The 26,489-nt window shown below is 65.2% G+C and carries 26 protein-coding genes and 2 tRNA genes; 9 read left to right on the top strand and 19 right to left on the bottom strand.

Annotated elements, in window-relative coordinates; genetic code table 11:
* Positions 1-209 precede the first annotated feature (209 nt).
* Positions 210-1,775: a methyl-accepting chemotaxis protein gene (locus QQ977_RS06510; protein WP_345783359.1), complete on the bottom strand. Its 1,566-nt coding sequence runs from the start codon at positions 1,773-1,775 to the stop codon at positions 210-212.
* A 241-nt stretch (positions 1,776-2,016) separates the two neighbouring features.
* Positions 2,017-3,348, bottom strand: a complete 1,332-nt coding sequence (locus QQ977_RS06515) for an NADH:flavin oxidoreductase (protein ID WP_285928293.1) — start codon at positions 3,346-3,348, stop codon at positions 2,017-2,019.
* A gap of 135 nt (positions 3,349-3,483) precedes the next feature.
* Here QQ977_RS06515 and QQ977_RS06520 point away from each other — a divergent pair, with 135 nt between their 5' ends.
* Positions 3,484-3,873 carry a hypothetical protein gene (locus tag QQ977_RS06520; protein WP_285928294.1) on the top strand — a complete coding sequence of 130 codons (390 nt, stop codon included), beginning with the start codon at positions 3,484-3,486 and terminating at the stop codon, positions 3,871-3,873.
* Positions 3,874-3,876: 3 nt separating this feature from the next.
* On the opposite strand, the gene leuS is transcribed toward QQ977_RS06520, so the two are convergent.
* The 6 genes from leuS to QQ977_RS06550 all read right to left on the bottom strand — a co-directional run bounded on the left by leuS (position 3,877) and on the right by QQ977_RS06550 (position 12,132).
* Positions 3,877-6,591, bottom strand: coding sequence for a leucine--tRNA ligase (gene leuS, locus QQ977_RS06525; RefSeq protein ID WP_285928295.1), 2,715 nt, complete (start codon positions 6,589-6,591; stop codon positions 3,877-3,879).
* A gap of 83 nt (positions 6,592-6,674) precedes the next feature.
* Positions 6,675-7,049, bottom strand: a complete 375-nt coding sequence (locus QQ977_RS06530; RefSeq protein WP_285928296.1) for a DUF7344 domain-containing protein — start codon at positions 7,047-7,049, stop codon at positions 6,675-6,677.
* A gap of 53 nt (positions 7,050-7,102) precedes the next feature.
* Positions 7,103-10,303: a PAS domain S-box protein gene (locus tag QQ977_RS06535; RefSeq protein WP_285928297.1), complete on the bottom strand. Its 3,201-nt coding sequence runs from the start codon at positions 10,301-10,303 to the stop codon at positions 7,103-7,105.
* Between the two features lie 83 nt (positions 10,304-10,386).
* A complete protein-coding gene (locus QQ977_RS06540) occupies positions 10,387-10,803 on the bottom strand; it encodes an Hsp20/alpha crystallin family protein (protein WP_285928298.1) in 417 nt (138 codons plus the stop codon).
* A gap of 65 nt (positions 10,804-10,868) precedes the next feature.
* The gene (pheA, locus tag QQ977_RS06545; RefSeq protein WP_285928300.1) at positions 10,869-11,675 is read right to left on the bottom strand and encodes a prephenate dehydratase; all 807 of its coding nucleotides are present in this window, start codon (positions 11,673-11,675) and stop codon (positions 10,869-10,871) included.
* Between the two features lie 148 nt (positions 11,676-11,823).
* Complete coding sequence (locus tag QQ977_RS06550) at positions 11,824-12,132, bottom strand: non-histone chromosomal MC1 family protein (RefSeq protein WP_285928301.1); 309 nt, start codon at positions 12,130-12,132, stop codon at positions 11,824-11,826.
* A gap of 251 nt (positions 12,133-12,383) precedes the next feature.
* Here QQ977_RS06550 and QQ977_RS06555 point away from each other — a divergent pair, with 251 nt between their 5' ends.
* Positions 12,384-12,581 carry a hypothetical protein gene (locus tag QQ977_RS06555; protein ID WP_076583016.1) on the top strand — a complete coding sequence of 66 codons (198 nt, stop codon included), beginning with the start codon at positions 12,384-12,386 and terminating at the stop codon, positions 12,579-12,581.
* Between the two features lie 129 nt (positions 12,582-12,710).
* Here the strand turns inward: QQ977_RS06555 and pheT are convergent, their stop codons facing one another.
* Both pheT and QQ977_RS06565 read right to left on the bottom strand, forming a co-directional pair.
* Positions 12,711-14,438, bottom strand: a complete 1,728-nt coding sequence (pheT, locus tag QQ977_RS06560; RefSeq protein ID WP_285928302.1) for a phenylalanine--tRNA ligase subunit beta — start codon at positions 14,436-14,438, stop codon at positions 12,711-12,713.
* Positions 14,438-15,949 carry a phenylalanine--tRNA ligase subunit alpha gene (locus tag QQ977_RS06565; RefSeq protein WP_285928304.1) on the bottom strand — a complete coding sequence of 504 codons (1,512 nt, stop codon included), beginning with the start codon at positions 15,947-15,949 and terminating at the stop codon, positions 14,438-14,440. The genes pheT and QQ977_RS06565 overlap by 1 nt, the downstream gene beginning before the upstream one ends.
* A 379-nt stretch (positions 15,950-16,328) precedes the next feature.
* Between QQ977_RS06565 and QQ977_RS06570 the strand changes: the two genes are divergently transcribed.
* From QQ977_RS06570 to QQ977_RS06580, 3 genes are all read left to right on the top strand, one after another.
* Positions 16,329-17,537 carry a thiolase family protein gene (locus QQ977_RS06570; protein ID WP_285928306.1) on the top strand — a complete coding sequence of 403 codons (1,209 nt, stop codon included), beginning with the start codon at positions 16,329-16,331 and terminating at the stop codon, positions 17,535-17,537.
* An 89-nt stretch (positions 17,538-17,626) separates the two neighbouring features.
* Positions 17,627-17,800 (top strand): DUF5786 family protein, encoded by a 174-nt coding sequence (locus QQ977_RS06575; RefSeq protein ID WP_285928307.1) that lies wholly within the window; start codon positions 17,627-17,629, stop codon positions 17,798-17,800.
* Positions 17,800-18,363, top strand: coding sequence for a DUF99 family protein (locus tag QQ977_RS06580; protein ID WP_285928310.1), 564 nt, complete (start codon positions 17,800-17,802; stop codon positions 18,361-18,363). Before QQ977_RS06575 ends, QQ977_RS06580 begins: the two co-directional genes overlap by 1 nt.
* Positions 18,364-18,462: 99 nt before the next feature.
* On the opposite strand, the gene QQ977_RS06585 is transcribed toward QQ977_RS06580, so the two are convergent.
* The 4 genes from QQ977_RS06585 to QQ977_RS06600 form a co-directional block, all read right to left on the bottom strand.
* A complete protein-coding gene (locus tag QQ977_RS06585) occupies positions 18,463-18,657 on the bottom strand; it encodes a cold-shock protein (RefSeq protein ID WP_005554588.1) in 195 nt (64 codons plus the stop codon).
* Between the two features lie 92 nt (positions 18,658-18,749).
* A complete protein-coding gene (locus QQ977_RS06590) occupies positions 18,750-19,274 on the bottom strand; it encodes a DUF1643 domain-containing protein (protein ID WP_285928321.1) in 525 nt (174 codons plus the stop codon).
* Positions 19,275-19,300: 26 nt separating this feature from the next.
* The gene (locus QQ977_RS06595) at positions 19,301-19,519 is read right to left on the bottom strand and encodes a hypothetical protein (RefSeq protein WP_285928322.1); all 219 of its coding nucleotides are present in this window, start codon (positions 19,517-19,519) and stop codon (positions 19,301-19,303) included.
* 41 nt (positions 19,520-19,560) lie between these two features.
* Complete coding sequence (locus QQ977_RS06600) at positions 19,561-20,265, bottom strand: carbonic anhydrase (RefSeq protein WP_285928323.1); 705 nt, start codon at positions 20,263-20,265, stop codon at positions 19,561-19,563.
* Between the two features lie 113 nt (positions 20,266-20,378).
* On the opposite strand from QQ977_RS06600, the gene QQ977_RS06605 reads away from it, so the two are divergent.
* Complete coding sequence (locus QQ977_RS06605; protein WP_285928325.1) at positions 20,379-20,924, top strand: hypothetical protein; 546 nt, start codon at positions 20,379-20,381, stop codon at positions 20,922-20,924.
* A 65-nt stretch (positions 20,925-20,989) separates the two neighbouring features.
* Here QQ977_RS06605 and QQ977_RS06610 read toward each other — a convergent pair whose 3' ends face one another.
* From QQ977_RS06610 to QQ977_RS06620, 3 genes are read right to left on the bottom strand one after another with little or no spacing between them, the layout of a single operon-like run.
* Positions 20,990-21,805: an ABC transporter permease gene (locus QQ977_RS06610; protein WP_285928326.1), complete on the bottom strand. Its 816-nt coding sequence runs from the start codon at positions 21,803-21,805 to the stop codon at positions 20,990-20,992.
* A complete protein-coding gene (locus QQ977_RS06615) occupies positions 21,805-22,797 on the bottom strand; it encodes an ABC transporter ATP-binding protein (protein ID WP_285928327.1) in 993 nt (330 codons plus the stop codon). Before QQ977_RS06615 ends, QQ977_RS06610 begins: the two co-directional genes overlap by 1 nt.
* A gap of 57 nt (positions 22,798-22,854) precedes the next feature.
* Positions 22,855-23,337: a DUF192 domain-containing protein gene (locus tag QQ977_RS06620; RefSeq protein ID WP_285928329.1), complete on the bottom strand. Its 483-nt coding sequence runs from the start codon at positions 23,335-23,337 to the stop codon at positions 22,855-22,857.
* 63 nt (positions 23,338-23,400) lie between these two features.
* Here QQ977_RS06620 and QQ977_RS06625 point away from each other — a divergent pair.
* Positions 23,401-23,474: transfer RNA gene (locus QQ977_RS06625), tRNA-Val, on the top strand.
* Positions 23,475-23,707: 233 nt separating this feature from the next.
* Here QQ977_RS06625 and QQ977_RS06630 read toward each other — a convergent pair.
* On the bottom strand, positions 23,708-24,154 hold the full coding sequence (locus QQ977_RS06630; protein WP_285928331.1) for a DUF7344 domain-containing protein: 447 nt from the start codon (positions 24,152-24,154) through the stop codon (positions 23,708-23,710).
* Positions 24,155-24,378: 224 nt separating this feature from the next.
* Between QQ977_RS06630 and QQ977_RS06635 the strand changes: the two genes are divergently transcribed.
* A tRNA-Phe gene (locus QQ977_RS06635) sits at positions 24,379-24,452 on the top strand.
* Positions 24,453-24,668: 216 nt separating this feature from the next.
* On the opposite strand, the gene QQ977_RS06640 is transcribed toward QQ977_RS06635, so the two are convergent.
* Entirely contained in the window at positions 24,669-25,223 is a 555-nt protein-coding gene (locus tag QQ977_RS06640) for an ERCC4 domain-containing protein (RefSeq protein WP_285928333.1), read from the bottom strand.
* A gap of 118 nt (positions 25,224-25,341) precedes the next feature.
* On the opposite strand from QQ977_RS06640, the gene QQ977_RS06645 reads away from it, so the two are divergent.
* Positions 25,342-26,460 carry a M20 family metallopeptidase gene (locus QQ977_RS06645; protein WP_285928334.1) on the top strand — a complete coding sequence of 373 codons (1,119 nt, stop codon included), beginning with the start codon at positions 25,342-25,344 and terminating at the stop codon, positions 26,458-26,460.
* Positions 26,461-26,489: the final 29 nt, after the last annotated feature.

Genomic DNA, 26,489 nt, shown 5'->3' on the forward strand with positions numbered 1-26,489 from the left:
GCGAACCGACCGAACCCGACAGGAATAAATAGGGCCGACACCAATCCGCTGGTGCGACGCAGTCCCCTGGGGTAGTGGCCAATCCTGAAGCCTTCTGGGGGCTTCGACACAGGTTCGAATCCTGTGGGGACTACTCCTTTCGGTTTCAGTTCACCTCGAGCAATTTCTCGACGTTGTCCCGTGGTTTCCAGTTGAAACGAGGGGGTTTCTCACGTGTCGTCGGCGATCGGCCGCTGTGCCGTCTCGAGGTCCTCGATCGTCGAGTCGTCGACGACGGGATCGGCGGCATCGTCACGAGCGTCGGTTTCGAACCGGTCGAGCGCCTCCGAGAGTCGCACGGCCCGGTCGGCGAGTTCGTCTGCGCTCTGTGAGACGTCCGTCAGCGCCGTGGTCTGTTCTTCGGCGGCGGCGGCGACGGTCTCGCTTTCGGCGGTCGTCTCTTCGGCGATCGTCGCGGCCTCGTCGACCATCGCGACGACCTGCTGGGTCGAGGCCGCCTGCTGTTCGCTCGCCGCCGAGATCTCCTGGACGCCGGTGTTGGTTTCGGCTGCGTACTCGGCGATGTCCTCGAGTGCGTCGACGGCGCGTTCGACCGACGTCGCGTGCTCGGAGACGTGCTCGCTCGTGGCCCGGATCTCCGATGCCGTCCGCTCGCTCTGGCGCTGGATGCGCGCGAGGCGGTCGTCGATGTCCTCGGCGGCGGCTTTGGTCTCCTCGGCGAGTTCTTTGACCTCGCCGGCGACCACCGAGAACCCCTCGTCGGAGCCGCCGGAGCGAGCCGCCTCGATGTTCGCGTTCAGCGCCAGCATGTTGGTCTGCTCGGCGACCTCGGTGATGAACTCGAGGAGGTCGTCGATCTGTTCGATCTCCGCTTCGAGGCGTTCGAACTCCTCGACGGCGGCGTCGGACTCGGTTTCGATCTCGCGCATCCCCTCGATGGCGTCCTGGGCCGCCTCTCGACCCTGGTCGCCGGCGTTGGCGGTCTTTGCGGCGATCTCTGCGACCTCGTTCGAGGAGGCGGCGATCTGCTGGATCGTCGTCGAGAGCCCGTTCATCTCGTGGGTGACCGACTGGAGGTGCTCGTTCTGCTCGTCGGCTCCGGCGGAGATCTCCTGGACGGACTCGGTGACCTGCTCGGAGGCCGATCTGACCTCCTCGGAACTCGCCGTGACCTGCTCGGAGGCGGTCGCGACCTCGCGTGCGAACGCTTTGATCCGCTCGGTCGTCTCTTCGATCTCGGCGATCATCTCGTTGAACTCTTCGGCGATGTCCGCCATGGCCTCGTTGTCCGCGTCGGGGCTCATCCGGGCGGTGAAATCGCCGTCGGCACAGGTCTGCATCACCTCGCTGTACTCGTCGGCTTTCGCCTCGAGCTGGCGGTTGACCCGCTCGGTCTCCTCGCGTGCCTGCTCTGCCTCCTGGCGAGCCTGTTCTGTCTCCGCTTTTTCGGCCTGAAGCGACTCGCGTTTTTCCTGTAGATCAGTGATCGTCGCCAGTCCAGTGTTGACGACCAGGAAGACGAACACCGCACCGAACAGGAACACGAGCCCCGTGAGAGCCTGAAAGAGCGTGTCGTGGCCGGCGAAGACGACCCACAGGGAGCCGGCGTATCCGAGCAGGAAAAACACCATCAGTGCGAACAGACCGCGCCACCGTCGTCGGTAGACGCCGTCGTCCAGGCGCACGAACAGGCGACGTGTATAGAGGATCGAGACGAACAGCACGACCGCTCCGGCGGCGACGAGTAGCTGCATGGCCGTCGATAGCGCGATCACCGTCTCTCACCCCCCGTTTCGGAAACGTTTCCCCTCGGTCGTGACTTGCCAGCTGCGTCGTGTCGGTGTTGTCTCATACTCGATGTGCCGGCGTCGGTCCCCACCGTGACGACCAGACGCGTCTCATTCGAACACTGTTGGAACTACTATACAATCGTGTCCATTTATGATTGTTGGTCAATGACACGCATAGAGGGCAGAGAGTTAGACAACTGCGATCCTAACGCCGCAGTCGATTCCGTTACGAGCTACGATCGACGTCGTACGCGCCCGCTCGCTCGAGTTCGCCGCGTCGTCGTAACACGGACGGCGTCCGACACATCCCCGGCGCGCCGGTCGCCTGGGGCACTGCACAGTTGTTACAGCTCTCACAGAGGACGCGCGCGTCGGACTCGAGCAGACGGGCGGCGAGTCGGGGCTCGGCGTAGAACGGCCGGGCCATCCCGACCACGTCACAGGCCGGCTCTGCACCGGTGTCGCCCAGCAATCGATCCATCTCCGCCCGCTCGCGGATACCACCCTCGGCGAGGACGGGGATCGAGACGGCCTCGCGCACCCGCCGACAGAACTCCTCGTTCCAGGCCGACTCGGTGCCGTACTGCAGCGACTGGAGTCGATTGGCCGCGGCCACCAGCCGCCGTCGCCACGGACCGCCGAAGGCGGCGTCGTACGCCGCCTCGAGGTGTTCGAGCTCCCACGCCCGCTTCGGGTACTTTCCGCGGACGATACTCATGTCCCAGGTCACCGACGTCTGCACCGGCACGACCGCGTCGTAGCCGATTTTCTCGAGTCGGCGGGCGATCTCGACGCCGTCTTCGAGTGAGAGCTTCCGGCGGACAATCGGCGACGGCGGGGCAGGCGTCTCGGCGGGGACCTTCGTCGTCAGCGGGACGTCGCCGGCTCGCTCGCGGATCTCGTCGTGGACGAGCGCGAGAAACGAAAGGCGAGCTTCGGGCGAGCCGCCGAACTCGTCCTCGCGGCGGTTGTAAAACGGCGAGAGAAACTGCTGGACGATTCCCATGTTCGCCCCCGAGAGGTGCAGTCCGTCGTAGCCCGCCTCGACGAGCCACGCCGCCGACCGTCCGAAATCCGCCGCGAGTTCGTACACCTCCGCCGTCGAGAGGACGTGGGGATCGTACGAGAGGACGCCGAACCGATCCAGCGCGCGCAACTGCCACGGGGGCCGCGAGACCGCGAGTTGTTCGAGGTCCGGATTCGCCGCCCGGAACTCGGCGTGCCAGGTTTCCATGCTCCGAAGGCCGCCGTGTTCGAGCTGGGCGAAGATCCGGCCGCCGTGGTCGTGGATGCGCTCGGTCAGCGCCGAAAGTCGCGAGACGAACTCGGGATCGTGGACGCGGGTCATCCCCGGCGCGGCACAGCCACCCTCGCCGCGGACGATCACCGCTCCCTGGAAGATCAGGCCGACCCCGGAGGCAGCCGCCGGCTCGAGGTCGTCGATCAACGTTGCGACCGCGTCCGGGCCGTTGCCCGCACACTCGAGCAACGGCGCGCGATAGAGTCGGTTCGGGATCGTCACGCCGCCGATCTCGATCGGATCCTCGAGGGAAGCCATGACGGCGGTACGGGCCGGGCGTACAAGAGCGTGTGTTCGCCGGGACGGGCGACGCGGTTCTCGGGTCGATCCGATCGACGACACCGTCGACGTCGTCGCCAGGTATTAAGTCACCTGTGCGATTAATTCACACGCATGTCACGAATCGCGTTCGGATTGCTGGGGAGTCTCATCGCGCTGTTCCCGGCGGACGTCCTCGAGGCGTTCGAGAGAGCCACGCTCGAGAACCCCGAGGAGAGCCGGCCGAAGTCGTGGCTCGTCTCGGGCATCCGTGCGGAGGGGATCGGCTACGTGCTGGTCGGCGTCGTCGGCGGAAAGAGCTACGCCTGGCTGATGAATCTCATCGGGATCGTCGGCGTCGTCGTCACGCTGTTTCCGAAACGGTACCTCGAGGTCGGTGGCAGACTCGCCTACGAGAATTCCGAGGACCTCGAGTGGCGAGAGGGGTTCGTCACCGCAACCCGCGGAATCGGTGTCCTCTGTGTGCTTCTGGCACTCAGAGCCGCCAAAAACCGCGATGGCTGATCGCTATTCGTCGATCTCGATCGCCGGTCGACCCGGCTCGGCCCGCTTCAAGACGCCGTCGTCTTCGACCTCGGCAGCCTCGATGACCCGAACCGACGCGTCGAACTCGCGTTCTAACAGCCAGGCGGCAGCCTCGAGCGCCTCGCGTTCTTCGTCTGGCTCGAGCGTGTACTCGAGGGCCTCGCGTTCGGCCTGCAGGTCCTGGCCGTAGTCTGCGGCGGCGTCGCCCTGCTCGCGGATCTCGGGTTCTTGCATGAGTTCGCCGATCAGGTTCTCGGCGTCGGAGTCGATTGCGATCTCTAAGGCGTCGTACTTCCACTCGGGGGCAACGACGACGTCGATTCCGGTCGGGTCGTCGATGCCGGCGACCTCGACGATGTCCCGGACGTCCTCGCGGGTGTTCTCGACGAGCTGGCGGCGCTTCCGGACGCTCTCGCGGTCGATCTCGGCAGTGGGCCAGTCGGCGTCGACGACGAGCCCGTCGTTGCCGAGTTCGTCGTACAGCTCCTCGGCGAGGTGTGGTGTGACCGGAGCGAGCAGTCGGACGACCGCCGAGAGGCCGCGCTCGTAGGTCTCGGCGTGAGGTTCGGTGTAGTCGGCGTACTGCCGGAGCGTCCCGACGAGGTCCTGGGTCTCCCGGAGCGCCTCGTTGAACGTCAGCTCGTCGTACTCCGCGTCGGCGATGGCGATCGTCGCGTCGATCTCCGCGTCGACGTAGCTCGCGACGGCGTCGTCCACACCGGCCGGTCGGTCGGTAGCGTACTCCTCGACCATCCCCTTGAGCCGCCCGAGGAAGGCGTTCGTCGAGCGGACGCCCTCTTCGCTCCAGTCGAAGTCACGCTCGGGCTGGGCGGCCTGCATCATAAAGAGGCGTGCGGTGTCTGCGCCGTACTCCTCGACGATCCGCTGGGGCGAGACGACGTTGCCCTTCGATTTGGACATCTTCTCGCCCTCGAGCTGGACCATCCCCTGGGCCAGCAGGTTCGTGAAAGGTTCGCGGTGCTCGAGTCCCTCGTAGTCGGCGAGCACCTTCGTGAAAAACCGCGAGTAAAGCAGGTGCATCACGGCGTGTTCGATGCCGCCGACGTACTGATCGACGGGCATCCAGTCGTTGGCGCGCTCGCGGTCGAACGGGGCCTCGGCGAGGTCGGGCGAGACGTACCGCAGGAAGTACCACGAGGAGTCGACGAAGGTGTCCATCGTGTCCGTCTCCCGCTCGGCGGGGCCGCCACACTCCGGACAGGTCGTCTCCTTCCACTCCTCGGCGGCGTCTAAGGGATTTCCGGGAGTGTTGATGAACTCGGGGAGTTCGACCGGCAGCTCTTCTTCGGGGACCAGCACGGGGCCACAGTCCTCACAGTGGACGACCGGGATCGGGGTCCCCCAGTAGCGCTGGCGGGAGATGCCCCAGTCCCGGAGCTGGTACTGTTTCGCGTGCTCGGCGCTTTCGATCTCTTCGGTCAGGCGTTCGCGGGCGGTCTCGCTGTCCAGTCCGGAGTACTCCCCCGAGTTGACGAGCACGCCGTCGTCGGTGAACGCCGCCTCGCTGACGTCGGGTGCGTCGGGGACCGTCTCGCCGTCCCAGTCCTCGGGCTCGGGTGCGACGACCGGAACGATCTCTTCGCCCATCTTCTCGGCGAAGGCGTGGTCGCGCTCGTCGTGGCCCGGCACGGCCATCAGCGCGCCCGTCCCGACGTCAGAGAGGACGAAGTCGGCGACGTAGACCGGGATCTCCTCGCCAGTGACCGGGTTCGTCGCGGTCAGGTCGGTCTCGACGCCGTTTGGTTCGTCACCCTCCGGATCGGCCTCGTGTTCGATGAAGTGTCGGACGTCCTCGTCTTCCTCGGCGAGTTCCTCGCTGATCGGATGATCCGGCGCGAGCGCGAAGAAGGTCGCGCCGTAGATGGTGTCGAGGCGGGTGGTGAAGGCGGTGACTGGTCCGTACTCCCGCGGCTCGGTTCCCTCGCCGCGTCCGTCCGAGGCGCGTTGTGCCTCGCTGATCTCGAAGTCGACTTCGGCCCCGTACTGGCGGCCGATCCAGTTGCGCTGCATCTGCCGGACCGAGTTCGGCCATCCCTCGAGGTCGTCGATCGCCTCGAGCAACGCGTCTGCGTACTCGGTGATTTTGAGAAACCACTGCTCGAGTTCGCGCGTCTCGACGGGCGTGTCACAGCGCCAGCACAGTTCCGCCTCGCCTTCGACCTGCTCGTCTGCGAGGACGGTCTCACACTCTGGACACCAGTTGACGTCGGCGTCGCGCCGTTCCACGAGCCCTTCGTCGTGAAAGCGCGAGAAGAGCCACTGGTTCCACCGGTAGTACTCTGGCGTACAGGTCGTGACCTCACGCTCCCAGTCGTAGCCAAAGCCCATCGCGTCCATCTGCTCGCGCATCGTCTCGATACAGTCGAACGTCCAGTCCCGGGGATTCGTGTCGCGGTCTTTGGCCGCGTTCTCGGCGGGCAGGCCGAACGCGTCCCAGCCCATCGGGTGGAGGACGTCGTCGCCGCGCATTCGACGGTAGCGGGCGTAGGCGTCCGTGATCGTGTAGTTGCGGACGTGGCCCATGTGGAGTTTGCCCGAGGGGTAGGGATACATCCCGAGGACGTACGTCGGATCGTCGACGTCGTCGGGCGTCCGGTAGGCCTCGGCCTCGTCCCACGCCTCCTGCCAGCGTCGTTCGACCGTCGCGTGGTCGTATCCCGCGTCGCTGTCGCTCATTTGCTTACGTATGGAGGGGACGGAGCCCTATACCTTTCCATACTACTGGCAACGAGAGAACGGGACGGGCACGCAGACCCGGATTAACAGCTACGGGTGTCGGGCGAGCGATCCAGACAGGAACAGGTCCGCTCGAGCGTCTCGTACGTTCGCGCGAAAGCCGGCCCCCGGCTGACGGTGCCCGTATCGCGGTCGTACTCGAGAACGTCGGCAGCCTCGAGTTTCGGCAGATGTCGGTGCTCGAGTTCGATGCGAACCGTCGCAGTGTCGCCGGTAGCGTTGGACAGCCACTCCTCGAGGTGCGTCGCAAGTCCGGAGACAGAAAGCGGATCAGAGCGATCGGACAAGACGAAAAGAATAGCACATCGATGCTTCTCCGAGAGGAGCTCGAAGACGTCGGCGATGTCCGACGAGAGCGGCCGGTCGAGTGTCGCCGTTTCAGTCTCGGTGTCGGTCATCGTATCCGTCATCGGCGCTGATTCGAATAAGCACCGTCCCTAAATGCTTAGTGTCAATCAGTTCGCTCTTTATCCTCGTCGAGCAACGCAGCAAACAGCTCCTTTTCGGCTCGCCGGACGTGCTGGTGGAAGGTCGGCGACGACACCCCGAGCGTATCGGCGACGTCCTCGCCGGAGTTCTCCCGTGGCCACTCGAAAAAGCCCGAGTAGTACGCGACCTCGAGTGCCGTTCGCTGGCGGTCGGTCAACGCGTCCGTCCAGGCCCGGCCGAGCCGTGCCGACGGCTCGTTCGAGTGTGAACGCTGGCGGTGTGCGAGGACGGTCGCGGACGGATGAACAGCTTTGACCGCGTCGATCACGCGCCGGACGTCCCCGTCCTGGGGAAGCCGGACCGTCAGATACAACGCCGCGTCCTCGATCGTCGCCGCGCCGACCGAGCCGCCGTGTGAGGCGACGGTCGAGATGACCGGCGGCTCCGAGAGCCGGAGTTCGAACCAGATCTCGCCGAATTCTTCGCTGACGACGGTCACGTCCGTCCAGGACGAGCGCGTCGCACAGAGTCGCTCGAGCACGTCGAGTCCGTCCGCGGTCGTCGTGCCGTACTGGACGTACTCCCCGTCGCCGATGGGGACAGTCCGCTCGAGATCGATCGAGGCGTCGGTCGCGTCGGTGGCGTCGACCGGATCGAAGACGTCCTCGATGCGAATCTCGAGTTCGACGACGTCGTCGCTCATCAGCGCCCGTTTGCGTTCGGCTGCCGCGATGGCGTGGCCGACGATCTCGCCGAGTCCGCCGACGACCGTTCGTTCGTCGTCTGCGAACGCGTGCGGCCGATCGGCGTAGACGTTAAGGACGCCGTAGAGCGTTCCCCCGTGTACGATCGGAATCGCCGCCGCGGACTGGAATCCGAACGCGGCGGCTCGATCGCACCACCCCTCGTCCTGTCCGTCCCGAACGACCCGAATCTCGCGGCTCCTGACCGCATTGCCGGCCGGTCCCGTACAGCGATCGTCGTCGGGATCGGTCGAGATCGTAACGCCGTCCAGATAGCCCTCGACGCCGGCTTCGGTCCGCAGCTCGATCGTCTCCGTCCCCGGATCGAGTCCGCCGATCCAGGCGAACGCGTACGAGTCCGCGGCTGCGAGACGCTCACAGACGACCTCCTCGATCTCCTCGCGGGTCGACCGCTCCAGGATCGCGTCGGTGATCTCCCGGACGACGCCGTTGAGTTCGTTCAACGCCTCGAGCTGTTCGCGTCTGCGCTCGAGGCTGCGTTCGCGTTCCTTTCGCTCGCTGATGTCACGGACGACGCCGACCCGTCCACGGTACTCGCCGTGTTCGTCCGTGAGTGGGGTGAACCGGCTCTCGGCCGGTACCCGCTCGCCGTCGGGCCGGCGGGCTGACGCGTCGATCGTCGCGTACTCCCTGTCCTCGTCCACGAGGTCGTCGGTCAGCGATCTCGCTTTCCGGGCGACCGCCTCGCCCGAGATCAGCGAGATGTGTGAGCCGAGTAACTCCTCGCGCGAGTAGCCGCTTAGCTCGACGAGCGCGTCGTTGACCGTGACGGTCCGGTCATCCTCGTCGAGAACGAACACTCCGTCGGTCATCGTCTCGACGATCGTCTCGTAGCGCTCGAGTTCGCGTTCGCGCTCCGTGCGGTCGGTGACGTCCTGGGCGACCGCCATACCGGCGAAAGCCTCGCCGTTCTCGTCGGTCACCGGTACCGTTCGGAGTTCGAACTCGTAGCCCTCGAGCGTGAGTTCGAACGCGTTCTTCTCACCGTCGAGCGCGGCGCGAAAGTGCTCCTCGAGGGCGTCGGCGACGCGTGGCTGAAAGAGGTCGCGAGGACGCTCGCCGTGCATCGTCTCGGGATCGATCTCGAGTTCGTCGAACTTCCTGCCTTCGACGAGCGTGTACCGCAGGTCCCGATCGAAGAGGATGACCACGCCGTCCGGGAAGTGTTCGACGAGCGTCCGGTAGCGCTGTTCGGGCTCCACCAGGGCCTGCTCGCGTTTCTCGCGGTCGCTCACGTCCCGGAAGTACACCGAGAGGCCGCTCTCGGACGGGTAGATGCGGACCTCGAACCAGGCATCGATCGTCTCGGAGTACTCCTCGTAGGTCACCGGCTGCTGGCTCTCCATCGCCCGTTCGAACCGGTCCCGTCGCTCGGCGTTCGGGTACTCCATCCAGATGTTCTTCCCGAGAAGCTCCGTCTCCGACCGGCCGAGAAGCGCCTCGGCACGCTCGTTCAGATACGTAAAGCGCCACTCGTCGTCGAGCGCGTAGAAGGCGTCGGTCACGCGATCGAAGACGTCGTCGAGTTCGCGCCGGAGTCCGTCGCGCTGGCGCTCGAGCACTGCCTCGGACTGGATGCGAGCGATCAGCCCGCCCAGTTCGGCCCCGACCGAGACGACGTGTTCGATCAGCCGATCGTCCGGGGCGCGTCGCTCGGACGCGCCGAAGACCAACACGGCGGTCACGTCGCCGTCGTCGACGACCGGCACCCCGAGTACGGCCGTCAGGCCGACCGACTCGGCGATCTCGGCCCGGACGACGTCGTCGACGGTCGAGACGTCCGCGATCCACTCGGGTTTGCCCGACGCCCAGACGCGGCCAGGCAATCCCTCGCCGCGGTCGAACCGCGCGCCGGTGGACGCCTCGTCGAACGGCTCGAATCGATCGGACTCGAGCCAGGAGACCGGAGCCCGCCCGATCGTCTCGGATCCCTCCGGCAGCCAGGCCTCGCCGTACTCCCAGTCGGTCTCCTCACAGACCGCTCCGAGGACGCCCTCGAGCCCCTCCGACAGCGACGAGGCCGCGGCGATCGCCCGGCTCGCCGCGTACTGGAGACCGTACCGGTCGTGATCGTCTCGCTCGCTAACGACGGCGAGCACCCCTCCCGAATCGCTGTCGGTCGCCTCGAGCGCCGACAGTCGCCACTCACAGCGTCGCGTCTCGCCGTCGGTCGTCCGGAGCGATCGGTCCGTCGTGTAGACGTCGTCGGGATCGTCGCGGAACCGGGCGATCGCATCCGTGAGCGCGTTCTCGCCCTCGGCCAGCACGGTCGCGACGGGCTCGCCACAGATGGCATCGCGGTCGGCACCGACGAGATCGAGAAACGCCCCGTTGGCCTCGACGACGTGGCCGTCGTCATCGAGTCGAACGACGCCGTCGTCGACGGTCTCGAGCAAAGTCCGGTACCGGTGACGTGCCGACGAGGACAGCGAACCCCCACTCACGGAACGGTCGTTCATATACGGTTTCAGTTGGTTGATGCGGATAAATCACTCGCGGAGCCTGTGAGATATCCAGTCGATCATCGACGCTGGCTCGTAGCCTACTCGACGTCGATTCGGGTCGTCTCTTCGCCGGTGTCCTCCTTCGGGAGTTCGACCGTCAACACGCCGTCGTCGTACGACGCCGAGACCTCGTCCTCCTCGACGGGTTCCGGGATCCGGAGCGTCCGACTCGCCGATCGACGCGTCCGCTCGCGGCGGATGTACCGTCCCTCCTCGTGTTCGTCGTCGCGGGTCGCCTCGAGTCGAAGCGTCCCCTCAGAGAGGGTCAACTCGATGTCGCCGGTCTCATAGCCCGGCAGGTCGGCCGTGACGACGTAGGCATCGTCGGCATCGAGGACGTCGACGGCGACTTCGCCGGGAACCGGAAAGCCGGTTCCGCGGGACATGCCCGTTTCGATCTGGCGGCTCACGCGCTCGAGTACGTCCTCGAGTTCCTCGAACGGGTTGGGTCGCATACGTGCGGGTACGCAACCGACGGGGATAAATCTGCCCACAGCACGAGGTCAGAAGCGCAGACGGGTTACTCGACGACGTGTTCGGTGTCGTACGATCCGAGCCAGCGCACCCAGCCGTTCTCTGCGATCTCCTCGAGGTCGGCGACGGCGTCTTTCGTGCGCTGTTCGTACATTCCCGCCGCGACGTCGATGTGGAAGACGTAATCGCCCAGCCGCGCCCCGCTCGGACGGGACTCGACGCGGGTGAGGTTGATGTCCCGATCGGCGAAGGGCACGAGCAACTCGAGCAACAGACCGGGGTAGTTCGCGTTCGGGTAGACGACGAGCGAGCTCTTTCCGCCGCCTTCCGAACGTTCGGATTCGGGCGCGAGCGCGAAAAACCGCGTCGAGTTCGAGGACTGATCCTGGATGTCCTCTGCGAGCACCTGGAGACCCTCGCCAGCGTTCGCCGGGTGGCCGATGCCCGCTACGGCGGGATCCTCCCGGGCCCGTTCGACGCCCTGGGCCGTGCTCGCGACGGCCTCGAGGCTCGCCTCGGGGTGTTCGTCCTCGAGGTAAGACCGGCACTGGGCAAGCGCCTGAGAGTGACTGGCGACGACCTCGAACCCGTCGTGTTGGGCAAGCAGGGCGTGGCGGATCGGCGTGACGATCTCGCGGACGACGGCGACATCGTACTCCGCGACGGCGTCTAAACTCTCGGTGACGCTCCCTTCGATGCTGTTTTCGACCGGAATGACGCCCCTGTCGTATTCGCCGCTTGCGACGGCGTCGACGATCGCAGTCACGGACTGTCGGAAGTCGATCTCGTCGCCGATCGCACGCGCTGCGCGGTGAGAGTACGTCCCTTCGGGCCCGAGCGTAACGGCGGTCATACCATCCCGTAGCGGGGCGGCCGGGAAAAACGCGTCGAGAGCGCCACGTCGACGAGACGAGATCGAATCGGCACTCAGAACGCGACAGCCGACAGTTCGAACTAGCTACGAACGCTCGATGCCGCCGAGAAGACGTCCACAGAGTCCACTACTCCTCTAAGTGTTCGATCCCCTTCTTCGAGACGTTCGCTTCGGTGATCTCGTCCGGCATCCAGTCCGGCTTGTCCTCTGGTGCCGTCTCCTCCCAGGCCCAGCCGTCGTAGATGTGAACCTTGTCCGTACCTTTCTCGCGGAGTCTGAGTTCGGTCATCTCGGCGTCGTCCTCGCTCGGTGCCGGCTCGAGCCGGCGGGCCGCTTTCAGCGCCGCCTGTCGCGGAGTGTTACCCGAGAAGACGCTCGACTCGTCGCCATCGGAGTCGCGCAATGCGAAGTTCCGTTTCCCATCTTCACGTACCATGGTTTTACCTCCATGCCAACCCAGCACAGGGCCCGACATAAAGATATCCCCCAAAACCGAGTGCAAGCGTCGGTATCTTTAAGTGGGTTCGGGTCACCACCGTTCCGCAATGTCGGTAGACGGAGACGACTCTCGTTCCGTCGACCGAGACAGTGCTGTCGAGTTCGGCGGGCAGCGTGACGGATATTCAACCCATGTCGTAGAAAACACTTAAGTATATCCTACGGCGAAGTTCGGAGTAGAATCCCGCGATGGTCCGGAAAAAGAAGTTGAGTCCAAGCGGTGCGAAAGACGAAGACGGCAACTACCACAACGTCCACCTCAACCTCCACGAGGACGAACTTGCAGTCGCGGGCATGGATATCGGCGACGAAGTTTTCGTCCGGGTACGGGACGGCAAGATCATCATCCAGAAAGCCGACAAAGAGGACGTAGAACACGAGTTCTGACCGATCCCATCACACCGCTGGCCGAATCCGCCCGGTGGGTTCACGTAGCGGTCGGTCGACGGCCACAACCGGCCGACTCGCCCCGATGTGACGTTCGGAGTGGCGACACGTCCCCCGACGCGCACCCGCTTACCGGAGCGCGTCGAGTTCGAACTCGAAGGCTGCGACGGGTACCTCGAGGTCGTGTTCGACGAGCACCGTCGGGTGGAGTTCGCCGACGACGCCGACGTCCTCGCCGTCGATGACGACCGCGGCTGTGCGCCCGTCGATGAACGACGGATGGGTCGTCGGTGGCGTCTCGAGGGAGACGTCAAACGTCCGGGCGAGTGCCTGCAGGCGGGCCTTGGCGTCCTCGTAGGCGGCGTCGTGGCGCGCGAGGGCGGCCCCGACGTGGCGTCGTTCGGCGACGCCCGTGTTCGCCGTCTCGTCGATCCGTGCCGTGAAGCCGACCTCGGCGAGGTCCTGTGGGTACGCCCGATGGGTGTTGTTCTCGAGTACCTGCACCAGCGAGGGCAGCGTCCAGGTCCGCAGGATGGTGTAGTCCTCGCTGTAGGGCTCTTTGATCGTCGCGGGCGAGCCCGCGCCGACGACCTCGTCACCGGGAGCGAGGGCCATCCGCTCGAAGTTCGCTTCCTCGTTCGTCATGTGGAAGTTCAGCAGGTCCTCGAACCCGAGCCCGACCAGCCGGGTCCGGGTCGCCTCCTCTATGCGGCTACGGTCGTGACGGCCGCCGACGGTGCCGACGTCGGGGTAGGTCGGCTCGAGGTCGTTGAAACCGTACGCGCGCCCGAGGTCGTCGATGACGTCCAGCGGGTGGAGCACGTCGACGCGGTAGGGTGGGATCGTCACCTCATAGACCAGCTCGCCGTCGTCCTCGGCGCGCTCGGCGTCGAGGCCCGCCCGTTCGGCGAGGTCGAGCACCTCCTCGGGGTCGACGTCGATGCCGAGAATCGTCTCGATGCGATCGTGGGCGACGGTCTTCGTCTTCGTCGAGAAGTCGGGCCGGACGAGGTCGCGTTCGCCGTCGGGCGTGGACGGACCGTACTCGACGCGAACCTTCTCGATCGTCGCCCCGCGGGCCGACAGCGCGTAACAGACGACGTTGAGCATCTTGTCGATCGTCCACTGGTCGGTGCCGGTCATCTCGACGAACAGCTCCCGGGAGTCCGTCGAGACCTCGGTCCGGCGGCCGTTGATCACGGGCGGGAACGAGAACAGCCCGATGTCGTCGTAGATCGCCGGATACCGCTCGTAGTCGGCGACGAGGTCGGCGTAGGTCTCGCCGGTCGGGTGCTCCTCGAGCACCTCGGCGAGGGTCATCTCCGCGTCCGAATCCAGCGGGACGAACCGGTCGCCGTCGGGCTCGACGCCGACGTACCGGATCGTCGGCTCCCCTTCGGTGGCGGGGCTGCCTTTTAACATCGTCAGATCGTGAATCCCGATCGCGCCCTTCGCGCGCTTGCGGCCCATCGTCGCGTGGAGTTTCTCCTGGAGCTGGATGAGCGAGTCCAGCGCGTCTTCGTCCAGGTCGACGCCACGGATCACCGCACCCGTGACGTAGGGTCGCTCGTCGGGAACGGTCTCGTCGACCTCGATCGTCCACTCCGGACTGTTCGTCGACGGGACAGTCACGCCGCGGTCGTCGCCGTACTGGTAGCGAAGCGAGCGGGCGACGCCCTCGACGGAGAGTCGGTCGAGCCGATCGGGCGCGAACTCGAGTTCGAACTCGCCCTCCTCGGTGCGGCCCTCGAACTCGAGGCCGAGCCCGAACAGGTCCTCGATCAGGTCGTCGTCGCTTTTCTCCTCGTGGCCGGTCAGGGTTCGCAGTTCGTCGGGGTCGACGTCGACGGTTGGCATCAGTAGATCACCTCCGCGTTACGCAGGAACTCGAGATCGGCAAGCGTGCCGTGCAGGTCGCGGATGTCCTCCGCGCCGGTGACGAGCATCGCGAGTCGCTCTAAGGCCAGTCCCCAGGCCATCACGTCACAGTCGACGCCGAGCGGTTCCAGCATCTCCTCGCGGAAGATGCCGGAGTTGCCGATCTCGATCAGTTCACCGGTCGTCGGGTGAGTGCCGAACAGCTCGAAGCTCGGTTCCGTGTAGGGGTTGTAGTGAGGTTTGAACTGGATGTCCTCGATCCCGAACTGGGCGTAAAACTCCTCGAAGGTGCCCATGAGATCGCGAACGGAGAGGTCCTCGGCCATCACCCAGCCCTCGATCTGGAAGAACTCGAGCAGGTGGGTCGCGTCTAAGGTGTCGTTGCGGTAGGCCTTCTCGACGCTGAAGAAACGCGCGGGCGGATCGATCTCGCCGATCTCGGTGCCGGAGAGGTATCGCGTCGACAGCGAGGTCGTGTGTCCGCGAAGCGCGAGCGCACGGGCGAACTCCTCGTCCCACGGCGAGTGATAGCCCTCGCTGTCCTCGCCGACGCCCTCGCGGTGGGCGCGTTCGACCCGGGAGACGAGATCCTCGGGCAGTTCGTCGATGTGGCTCGGCTCCTCGAGTGCGAACCGGTCCCAGTGGGTCCGGGCGGGGTGATCCTGGGGCATGAACAGGCAGTCGTTGATCCAGAAGTCCGCGTCGGCGTGCGGGCCGTCCATCTCCTGGAAGCCCATGCCGACCAGCACGTCCTTGACCCGTTCTGCGGTCTGACGCAGGACGTGGACCCGACCGCCCTCGAGGCGTTCGGCGTCGGCCTCGACGTTGTACTCGGCAAACTCGACGGCCTCCCACTCGCCGCTGGTCAGCAGTTCGGGCGTGACCTGGCCGACGGTCTCGGCGACCTCGACGCCGGCCATCAGTTCCGTGACGCCCGTCTCGGTCAGGACGATCTCGCGGACCGTCCGTTCGTGGCGCTCGATCAGGTCGCGTCGCTCGAGGGTCTCGATCGTCTCCTCGTCGACGTCGCCGCCATCGCCGGCCTCGATCGCCTCGAGGGCGGCCGCCTCGGGGTCGGAACCGGGGTCGGCGTCGGGGTCGGCGGTGATCTCGCCGCCCTCGATCGTGCCGTACCCCTTCCGGGCGTAGTTCGACAGCGCGATGTCGACGCCCCCGCCCTCGAGTCCCGAGGCGCCGATGACACGGCCCATCTCGACGGGCTCGTCGTCGGCCCCGGCCTCGAGGGCGGCCTCGTAGAGGGAGATTTCGGGCAGGGCGGTCGCGACGTACTCGCTGCCCTCGTCGGTCGTCGTCGTCGTCTCGTCTGTGCGTTCCTCGACGGCGAGGAGGCCCCGGTCCTCGAGTTCGAACGCCGCCCCGGTGACGGTCTCGGGTGGGAGCTCCGTCGCCGCCGCGAGCTCGTCGACAGACTGTGCCTCGTCTGCGCTCGCGGCCTCTAAGACCGCGGCCTGTGCCTGTGGTAGTTGCATTCGCTTACTTCGATCAGCGTGTGTCGGTCAGTTAGCGGTTCCGATACTGGGGGCGGCCGCCGGTCGTCTCGAGTCGTCGACGGCCGAGTGCCGGCGTGGACGGTTTCACGCCGGGGACTCGGTGTGAGGCCCCGACGGTCCACCGGCCGATCACCGGGCGAAGAAGAAGCCGAACCCCGGACGCGTCGCTGGTTGGCGGGCGAGACACCGGCTGTGGGGTTCGGGTGCCATACGCGAACGGTTGTGACAGGCTCCCAAAAGCGTTACGCGTTCGGTCGGACCGGGGTAGTACCGATGCCGCTCGAATCGGCGACACCTTATCAGAAACGACGCCAGGACCGCCGAAAGGTTTGACTCCCTCCGTGTCGACGTCCGCTCGATGGACGACATCGTCCTCGTCGACGGGGCACGGACGCCCCACGGAACCCTGCTGGGATCGCTCGCCGACGTCGAGGCGGTCGAACTCGGGCGAACCGCGATCGACGGCCTGCTCGAGCGGGTCGACGTCGGCCCGGAGGAAGTCGACTGGGTCTCGCTGGGCAACGCGATCCAGGCCGGGATCGGCCAGGTGCCGGGCCGACAGGTCGTGATCAAGTCCGAGTTGCCGAATTCGACCCGGACCACGACGATCAACGAGGCCTCCGGCTCCGGCTTGCGGGCGATCACGCTCGCGGCGGATCGCATCGCGGCCGGGGAGGCGTCGATCGCGATCGCCGGCGGCTTCGAGTCGATGACGAACGCGCCCTGGATCGTTCCCGACTACCGGACGGGGGTCCGCCACGGCGACGTCACCATGAAGGACTCGATGATCCTCGATTCGCTGTGGGACTGCAACCTCGATATCCACATGGGGGAGATCGCCGAACGACTGGTCGATCGGTTCGACGGCGAGGCGATCTCCGAGAGGAGCGACCGCTACGATCTCTCGCGGGAGGCCCAGGATCGCTACGCGCTCGAGAGCCACCGCCGGGCCGCCGAGGCGATCGAGGACGGCGTCTTCGACGACGAGGTCGTCCCCGTCCAGACGGGCGAGACCACCGTCGACCGCGACGAAGGACCACGCCCGGAGTCGACGATCGACGATCTCGACGCACTCTCCCCGGCGTTTCGCTCCGACGGCACCGTCACGCCCGGGAACGCCTCGAAGCTTTCCGACGGAGCCGGCGTCGTCTTGCTCGCCGACCGCGAGACTGCCGCAGACGCCGGCCTCGAGCCGACGGCCCGCCTCGTCGACTACGACCTCGTCTACCGGGAGCCCGACGAGTTCAACGAGGCCGTCGGCGACGTCGTCGAGGAGGTACTCGCCGCAAACGACCTCGAGCCCGCGGACGTCGATACCTGCTGGATCAACGAGGCCTTCGCCGTCCAGTCGGTGTACGTCATGCAACGGCTCGGGATCGACCGCGAGGCGATGAACCCGCTCGGCGGGGCCGTCGCGTTCGGCCACCCGATCGGTGCGTCGGGCGGCATGTTAGCCGCGAGTCTTGCCTCCCAGCTTCGTCGCGAGAGCCTCGAGTACGGGCTCGTCGGAATGAGCATCGGCGGCGGCGGCGCGATCATGTCCCTGTGGGAAAACGTAACCGAGTAGCCTACGGCGGGGAAACGGTAGGTTCCGTCGAGCGTCGCCGAGAAACGGAGCCGTGGATTTTTCCGTTCCAAGTTCGTACCATCATACGTATGGGATTCGGAAGTTACGACGAATCCGAGCAGCAGGACCTCGACGCCGATTTCGACGACGACGACGCAGTTGAGTCCGAACAGAACACGCACGAGGGTACGATCGAGTTCGAAAACGGTGCCTCGAGTGACGAACTGATCGACCGTCTGAAGGACATCAAAGACGAGGAGTGATGAAACCCGGCGTCCGGGCGCTGGGTGTCGCCGAGTCCTTCAGAGACGACCGAAGTACGTTGGCCGGCGCAGTGGTGCGGGCCGACAGGGTCGTCGACGGACTCTCGTTCGCGTCGTGTACCGTCGGTGGGACGGACGCAACTGACGCCATCGTCTCGCTTTCCAATCGACTCGCGCGCGAGGACGTCCAATACGTCCTGCTCGGGGCCGTCGCCCCCGCGTGGTACAACGTTCTCGATCTTTCAACGCTCCACCAGCGCGTCGACCGGCCAGTCGTCGCCGTCACCTTCGAGGAAAGCGACGGCCTCGAGGCCGGCATTCGGGAGGCGTTTTCCGGTTCCGAACGCGAGGAGCGCCTCGAACTGTATCGGAGCCTGCCGCCCCGTCGGGAGGTCGCCGTCGGCGACGAGACGGTCTACGTCCGGGCGGTCGGACTCGCGGACGAGGAGGCTGACACGGTCGTCCGGGCGTTCACCCCCGAGGGCGGCCGGCCGGAACCGCTCCGGGTCGCACGGCTCGCTGCGCGCGCCGCAGACGCGTACCGCCGCGAGCGACGCGGATAAGAGGCTGTGGCCGCCGGAACAGCCCATCAGCTATAGTAGGTGCCGTTGCTCTCGGGCGTAAAATACTGCAGTCAAGTGCCGATACGCTACGAAATCGCCTTACAGGCGCTCGACGTTCGTCGCGCGCGGGCCCTTGGGGGCCTGCTCGATGTCGAACTCGAGTTCCTGTCCTTCTTCGAGATCCGGGCCGCCGATGTCTTCCATGTGGAAGAACACGTCGTCGTCCGCGTCCTCAGTTTCGATGAATCCGTAGCCGCCAGTGTCGTTGAAGAAATCAACGGTTCCTTTCGCCATTGCCTCTGAAGAGAGCGTCCGCCCACTCATAACCCTTCCGACTCACTCGGACGGCAGTCGAGCGCGACTACGCACACGCCCACCAGTATCGCTCACTGGTCGTACTCGAACCGTTCGATGGTCGTGTCGTACGGCATACGGCCCGGATGGCAGGGATGCCCTGCCGCGGTCGTATCGAGAGCGTACAGCTCGACGTCGACGGCCGTTGCGACGTCGCGGCCCCGGCCTCGTTTCGCTCCGTGGCGTCCCCACCCGGCGATGACCCTGTCGGCTTTGTCACAGGTCGCCCGAAGGTACCGCTCGTTCTCGGGTCCGATCGGTTCGGGGTGGGTATCGATCGCCGCGGGATCCGAACTCCGAACGGCGAACAGATTGGCGACGACGAGCTTCCCGAACCCCATCCCGTTCGCGTACTTCACGCATCGTGTGATGGTCCGGTCGTCATTGTCACCGTCGGCGCTACTGGGATTTACCATCAGAAACGCCAGCACCGGTCTCTCCTCGTCCCACGTTCGCGAGAGACGGTAGCGATACTCCCCGTCGTCGCTGATCACGGCAGTTGCGTCCGTATACTCCGGTTTGGCCGGATCCGGACCCGGCGTCTCGCGTACGTTCATGTCCGTCCTGTCGTTCCGATCGACAGTTACACCCCGTCGCCGTCCTCGAGTCGCTGGACGGAGATGGAGACGAAATACACGAGCATGTAGACGAGAAAGCCGACGGTCAACGCGGCCATCGTCGACACGTCGACGAATCCCGGGTAAACGACCGCGAGGACCGCCAGCCCGAGGACGAAAACCGCGATCGTAAACGCGCCGATCGCGAAGTAAAACCGGGTATCGGGCCCGAGAAACGCCTGCATGGGACGGAGTTCACGTTCGACGTCTAAAACGGTGTCGGCAGTCAGTACAGCAGACTCGCCACGGCGTCGTCGTAGGCGTCGGGAACCTGCGTTGCGATCTCGTCGGGGTCGGTTACGCCGTCGAGGTTGACGAGGTACGCCCGTCCCTTCGACTCGCCGTAGACGCCGTGAAAGTCGTAGACGAAGCCGTAGACGGCGACGTCCTCGGGTACGTCCCCGGAGTCGCGGAGAAACTGCGCCTGGTGGTCGACGTTGTACTCGACGAGCTGGTTGACGACGTCGGTCTCGGGCACGTCCCGATCGACCAGATCGCTCTCGAGCCCGTCCTCGACCACCGGTACGAGCAACTCGACCCACTTGGCCACTCCCTCCGGTTCGGGGAGTTCACCGCCGGCCGCGACGTCGTAAGCCGCCGTCACCGCGCCACAGCCCGTGTGGCCGACGACCGCCACGGCCTCGGTGCCCGCGTGGTGGATCGGATACAGCAAACTCCCGTCGACGATCCGTTCGCCCTCGTGGGCGTCCCAGGTCTGGTTTCCGATGTTGCTCGGTGTGAAGATCGTTCCCGGTTCCTCGACGTCCCACATCCCTTCTTGTGAGACCCGCGAGTCGGAACAGCAGATCGATACCACCGACGGGTGTTGTGCCTCCTGGACATCTGCGAAGTGGCCCTCGGACAGTCTCTCGAGGTGAGCTTCGTTTCCGGCGAGTAACTCCTGGAGTACGTCGTCCGTGTCCCCGGTCATGGTATCGTTAGTGCCAGAGGGAGACGGCAAAAGGCTTGTGTCTCAGCCCGACGCGACGGGTGGTTTCCGTCTCTCCCGCACCATTATCTTCGACCGGACGAATAGCCCGGACGATGGTGCATCCCTTCCTCCGGGCGATGGTCGTTCCGTCTCTGATGGCGCTGTTTCCGGCGCTGTGGTTCGTCAACCGGAACGTGACGACCGCGGTCCTGTGGCCACACCTCGAGCCGACGGCCGACGTGATCGTTGGAGCTGTCGTACTCGCAGTTCTGGGAGCGCTCGTCGTCGGCGTGATCGGCGCGGCCCTCGTACGAAGCGTCGTCGGCGATCGGCCGGGCTCGTTTCCTGCTCGCGTGTTCGTTCCGGACGATCGCTCCCTCGGCGTGCTCGCGATCTGGCTCGTCGTCATCGCCGGCTGGGCAGCCGTCGCGATGGTCGACGTCGGTCCGTTCTGGCTCGAGTATCCCTTCTGGCCGATCGTGGTCGTCGCTGGACTCCCGTTTCTCGTGCTCGCGCCGGTCGCAATTCACTCCTGGACCGCGGTCGTGATCGGGCTCGTAGCCTGTGCGCTCTGGCTGTCGGCGCTCTCGGCGGTTCTCGCAGACGCACTCGAGTCGCGGGAACTCGTGGGCGAGCGGGGAGAACGACTCGGATCGTAAGTCAGTACCGCCGCGACCGGGGACCGTCCCGCGACCGCGCCAGTACACAGTTCCAGCAGTCCGTATCAGTCGGAGAGCCCGTACCCAATCTTGAACAGGTAAACGTCGAGCGCGAGCACGAGGAGGGTGAGCGCGGTGAGCACGCCGAGTGAGAGCACCGGGACGACCTCGCCGTAGGCCGCCGGCGCGAGCTCGAGGAAATCCGAGTGGCCGAGTAGGCCGTACCGGACGCTGTCGACCATGTAGACCATCGGGTTCAGCAGGGAGGCGTACTGGGCGAACGGCTCCAGCATGGTCAGCGAGTAAAAGACCGCCCCGAAGAACACGAGCGGGCGCAGGATGAACTGGTTCATCACGGTGAGGTCGTCGAAGTCTCTGGCGACCAGCCCGCCGATGATCCCGAAGCCGGCAAACAGCGCCGAGATGACGACCATCGTCGCCACGAGGAAGACGGCGTTTTCGACCGTGAACGAGCCGCTCTCGACGGTGAAGGGAACGAACACCCACCCGACGACGGCGATGATGAGCCCGACGATCAGTCCCCGGACGGCACTCGCGGCGACGTAGGCGACCACCATCTCGAGATACGACAGCGGTGAGGTGAGCGTCTCGTGGATGTACTCGTTCCAGCGGCCGTGAAAGATCGAAAAGGAGGCGTTCTCGAAGGCGTTCGAGATCGTCCCGAGGACGATCAGGCCAGGCAGGATAAAGAGGAGATACTCGTAGCCGGCGATGTCGTCGATGCGCGTCCCGAGGATCACCCCGAAGACGGCGAAGTAGAGCACGTTCGTGATCGCCGGCGGCATGAACGTGTTCTTGGGCCGGCGGACGAATCGCAACAGTTCGCGTTTGAACAGCGCCCGGGAGCCGACCGACCACATCAGGCGATCCCCTCCTGTTCGAGTTCGGCCGACTCCTCGCCGTCCGCTTCGCTCGCACTCGAGCGCGTCACCGTCCGGTCTTCCCGCTCGGTGAGGTCGACGAAGATCTCCTCGAGCGACGTTCGCGAAATCTCGAGGTCGGTGATCTCGTAGCCGTCGGCCTCGAGGTCGTTGAGCAGGCGCGGCGCGAGCCTGCTGCCGTTGTCGACTTTGACCTCGAGGCGGTCGCCGGCGAGGGAAGTCTCGTGGGCGTACGCGCCGAGCGCCGGGGTCGTCTCGGGGACGGGCTCGAGGGTGACGTCCACGGTGTCGGTGCCACGCGTTTTCAGCTCGTCGGGCGTCGCGACGGTGACTTTCCGGCCCTCGTTCAGGATTGCCACCCGGTCACAGAGCCGTTCGGCCTCCTCGATGTAGTGCGTCGTCAGGAGGATCGTCGTCCCCTCCTCGTTGAGTTCGGTCACGAGCTCCCAGAGGTCGTGACGGAGCTGGACGTCGACGCCCGCCGTCGGTTCGTCTAAGATCAGCAGATCGGGTTCGGTGACGAGCGCCCGGGCGAGCAGCAGGCGGCGTTTCATCCCACCCGAGAGCCAGTCGAACCGTTCGTCTCGCTTGTCGTAGATGCCGACCCGCTGTAAGACCTCGTCCGCTCGGTCGGCGGCTTCCGCCTTCGGAATCCCGTGATAGCCGGCCTTGTGGATCAACACCTCTCGAATCGGGAAAAACCGATCCACGTTGAACTCCTGAGGGGCGACGCCGATCGCGTCCCGGACCTGCCGGTACTCGTCTTCGACGTCGTGACCGAAGACGGACGCCTCGCCGCCGCTTTTCCGGACCAGCCCGACGAGGGTGTTGATAAACGTCGTCTTGCCGGCGCCGTTTGGCCCGAGCAGACCGAAGAACTCGCCTTCCTTGACGGTCAAATCGAGCCCCGACAACGCCTGGAGATCGCCGTACTCCTTGACGAGGTCTTTCGTTTCGATGGCCGGTGGCATTCAATCGTTGGTCGGCCACGACGGCGGTTAAGGATGTTGGACTCGGCATTCGGTGTGTCACCCGTCGTCGATTCGCACTTCGTCGCCGACCTCGACATCCGTCTCGTTCGTGTAGCTACGTGGCACCTCGAGCACCCACTTCGCCCGACCCGAGTACCGGAGCTCCTCGCCGTCCTCGCCGGGCTCCGGTGCGCGTGCGTGATGGATCGTCGTGATCTCGCCGTCCGCACCGATGAAGACGATGTCGATGTCGAACGCCATCTCGCGCATGACGTAGGTTCGTTCGTCTTCGCTTCCGTGGACGAACAACATCCCCTCGCCGTCCTCGAGGGAGTCGTGCTCGCTGAGTCCGACGTACCTGTCGCGATAGGTGTCTGCGACCTCGGCGTCGACGACGGCTTTCGTCGTTCCGTCGTCAACGATCCGAACCTCCGTCTGATCCTCGTGCCACGGCGCTGGAAGAAACCCAAGTATTGCGAAGCCGCCGCCTGCAGCGACGACGACGGCGAACGCGACTGCGAATGCACGTCGCGTCTCCATTCGAACGGGGGTGTGCGACGAGAAGGTAAAGGTTATTCGGACGGGGCGACTTTCCTCAAGTGCGGGCTCGTGGTCTAGCTGGTCATGACGCGGCCTTTACAAGGCCGAGATCGGTGGTTCGAACCCGCCCGAGCCCATATTTCTGCCGCGAACAGCCCGTGAGCGGCAGGAATTTGTCGCGAGCGGCGGTTCGAACCAGGGAGGAGCTTTGCTCCGACCGAGGTTCGAACCCGCCCGAGCCCACTGGGCCGTCTCGAGCAGCCTCGAAACACACGTCCAGTATCGTGCCTGCGTTTCGGTTCGACCGCTGTACGCGTCGAATCGAGAGACCTCACGACGCTTGGGTGTAGCCCCGTATTGCAGGGAGTAGTCAGGGCTTGAGTCGGGCGACGTTCTCGCGTATCTGACGGATAAAGCCCTCGCCCGAGTCGGCCTCGAGTTCGGCATGTAGCGTGGAGTCTTTTGGCTCGTCCAACACCACCAGCTGGAGGTACGGCTCGAGTTGCTCGAAGTTCTCCGAGAGCACCACCGTGTGGTTGTCCTCGTCGTGGTCGACGACGCCAGCGTCGGCGAGTTTCGGAACGTGACACTGAACAGACGAGACGTAAACGCTTTTGTACTCGTTCTGTGCGACCTCTTCGGGTGGGACGTCGTGTTCCCAACCGGCGACAGTTTCGGCGAGTTTCGAGAGTTCGGTCGGATCGTCACGTCCCCGGAGCGCATAGAGGAGATACCGGCGGCGGCGGTTCGCGAGGAGTTCGAGGATCGTATCCGCGCTCAGTTCCTCCGTCTCATTTCCGGTGGTAAGGGCCGCCATAACATACGCTTACTCCCGAGAGCGGAAAAGGGTGACTGGAATATCTGAAAATTAGACACAGAATGACCGAAACTTCGGACGATCTGAACGTATTGTCGGAATCACCAATGAAAGGTTGAATTGTACTGGACGTTGTGTTTGCAGCTACTACTGCGAGTAAGGGGATCGGTATCGGCGGCGATTCGAAATCCTTTTTTGCTCCATCCACCCACCTTCGAGTGCGCGCCGCCTTAGCTCAGACTGGGAGAGCACTCGACTGAAGATCGAGCTGTCCCCGGTTCAAATCCGGGAGGCGGCATTTCTCTCGCGAACAATCCGTGAGCGAGAGAAATCTATCCGAGCGGATTTGAACTAGACCGAGGTTCTGCGAGCGATGCGAGCAGGTTCTCGGGCGTAGTTCACAATCCGGGAGGCGGCATCCCGATTTTACGCGATTCTCGCTCCCGTTCCCGTGAGCGAGCACAACCGTCTTGGCGAGGTTCAAATCCCGAAGACAGACTCACGGCCGTCGGCATCACTCCGTACGTTCAGCGACGTCGTGTCGGGTGGTACCTCGGGTCGAGCGGTCGTGGAGCCGTCGGAGCAAACCGTGACGAACGAGAAGTAAGAACGCACAGAACTCGGCCTGACGGCGCGTCTCGGTGAAGTGAAACGCTACGTTGTAGTGGTTGCTCCATGCCGTGACCGTCCCAGCGACCTGTGCTGGATGCACATCTCGTCTCGCCATACAGCCGCGGTTGCGAAGCAGCGTCTGCCACGACGTTTCGACGACGACGGGGAGCGGTTGTGGCCAGTGGGCTGCCCGCTTTACCTCGCGTTTGAATCGGTCCCGCTCCCAGGTGAGCGCAGTGAGAAAGTCGTGGCCGGACTTGCGTTCGATCGCGAATCGTGGGTGATACGTATCCAACTCGAGATCGTGCGTACAGTCCGTCGGTACGGCGTAATCTCCCGTCGAGAGCGTCACGTCTCGCGTCTCGACCGGGTAGCAGTCGAACGTCCACGGGCGTCGTTCGCGCGTATCTCGTAGGATCGTCGTCGGGATCGGACTCGAGTCTCGTGTCTCGACCATCGGCGGCGTCTGGCTCCGGTATCACGGGTAAACGTTCGTTGCGTCGGCGAGCGTACTGCCGTCGCTGGCTCGGTCGGTACGGAACCATCAAACCCGGCGGGAACGTAACTGTCGGGAGATGGTGGCAAGTGCCGACGGTTCGATCCGAGAGCGCGTGACCGAACTGACCGCCGAACTCGTGGCCTATCGGACGACGGCGGACAGACCGGAAGAGATCGAGGCCTGTATGGATCGCGTCGCGGCGTTTTTCGAGGACGCGGGCGTCCCCATCGACCGATACGAAGATGGTGGCGTCCCGTCGCTCGTGGCCTCACTCGCGGACTCGAGCGCGCCCGAGGTCGTGTTTCACGGCCACCTCGACGTCGTGCCCGCCCAGGAACGGCTGTTTTCCCCGGAGGTGAGAGGCGATCGGCTGTACGGTCGCGGAGCTGCGGACATGAAAGGCGGACTCGCGGCGATGATGTACGTCATAGAGCGGATCGCGACGGCGGAGCGGACCCCGTCGGTCGCGATGATGGTCGTCGCCGACGAGGAACGCGGCGGCACCCACGGCGCACGGTATCTCCTCGAGGACGTCGGCTACGATCCCGACTTCTGTATCACCGGGGAGCCGAACAACCTCGATGGCTACATGGACGTCATCAACCGACAGAAAGGGATCGTCCAGGTGAGCGTTTCGGCGACGGGCGAGCCGGCCCACGCCGCGACGCCGGAGCAAGGCGAAAACGCCATCGAGAAGATCATGGCAGCCTATCCGGATCTTCGGCAGGTGTTCGACGATCGAGACGGCGAGTGGGGACCGACGCTCAACGCCGGCCGGATTCGAGGCGGCGAGGCGTTGAACCAGGTGCCCGCGGAAGCGACCCTCGAACTCGACGTCCGCTACCCGGACGAGGAGACGAGAGACGAGGTGCTCTACGAGCTGCGACAGCTTCCCGACCTCGAGGTGAAGACGATGGGACACGGCAACCCGGTCGACACTGACCCGGACGAGCCACACGCGCGGGCGTTGCTCGAACACGCCCGGTCGGTCACGGACCGGGGCCGGGAGGTCGAGTTCACCCGGAAACCACACACGAGCGACCTTCGCCACTTCGCCCGCAACGACGTCCCCGGCGTGGCGTTCGGTCCGGAGGCCTACGGCTCCCACGAGGAGTTCGAACATCTGCTCCTCGAGAGCCTCGAGGACTACGTCGAAACGCTGTACGAGTTCGCTACCGGCGGCCCGTACGGCTGACAGCGGCCGAAGTTGCGACTCGAGCGAAC

Source organism: Natrialbaceae archaeon AArc-T1-2 (genome assembly GCF_030273315.1).
Classification (GTDB): Archaea; Halobacteriota; Halobacteria; order Halobacteriales; family Natrialbaceae; genus Tc-Br11-E2g1.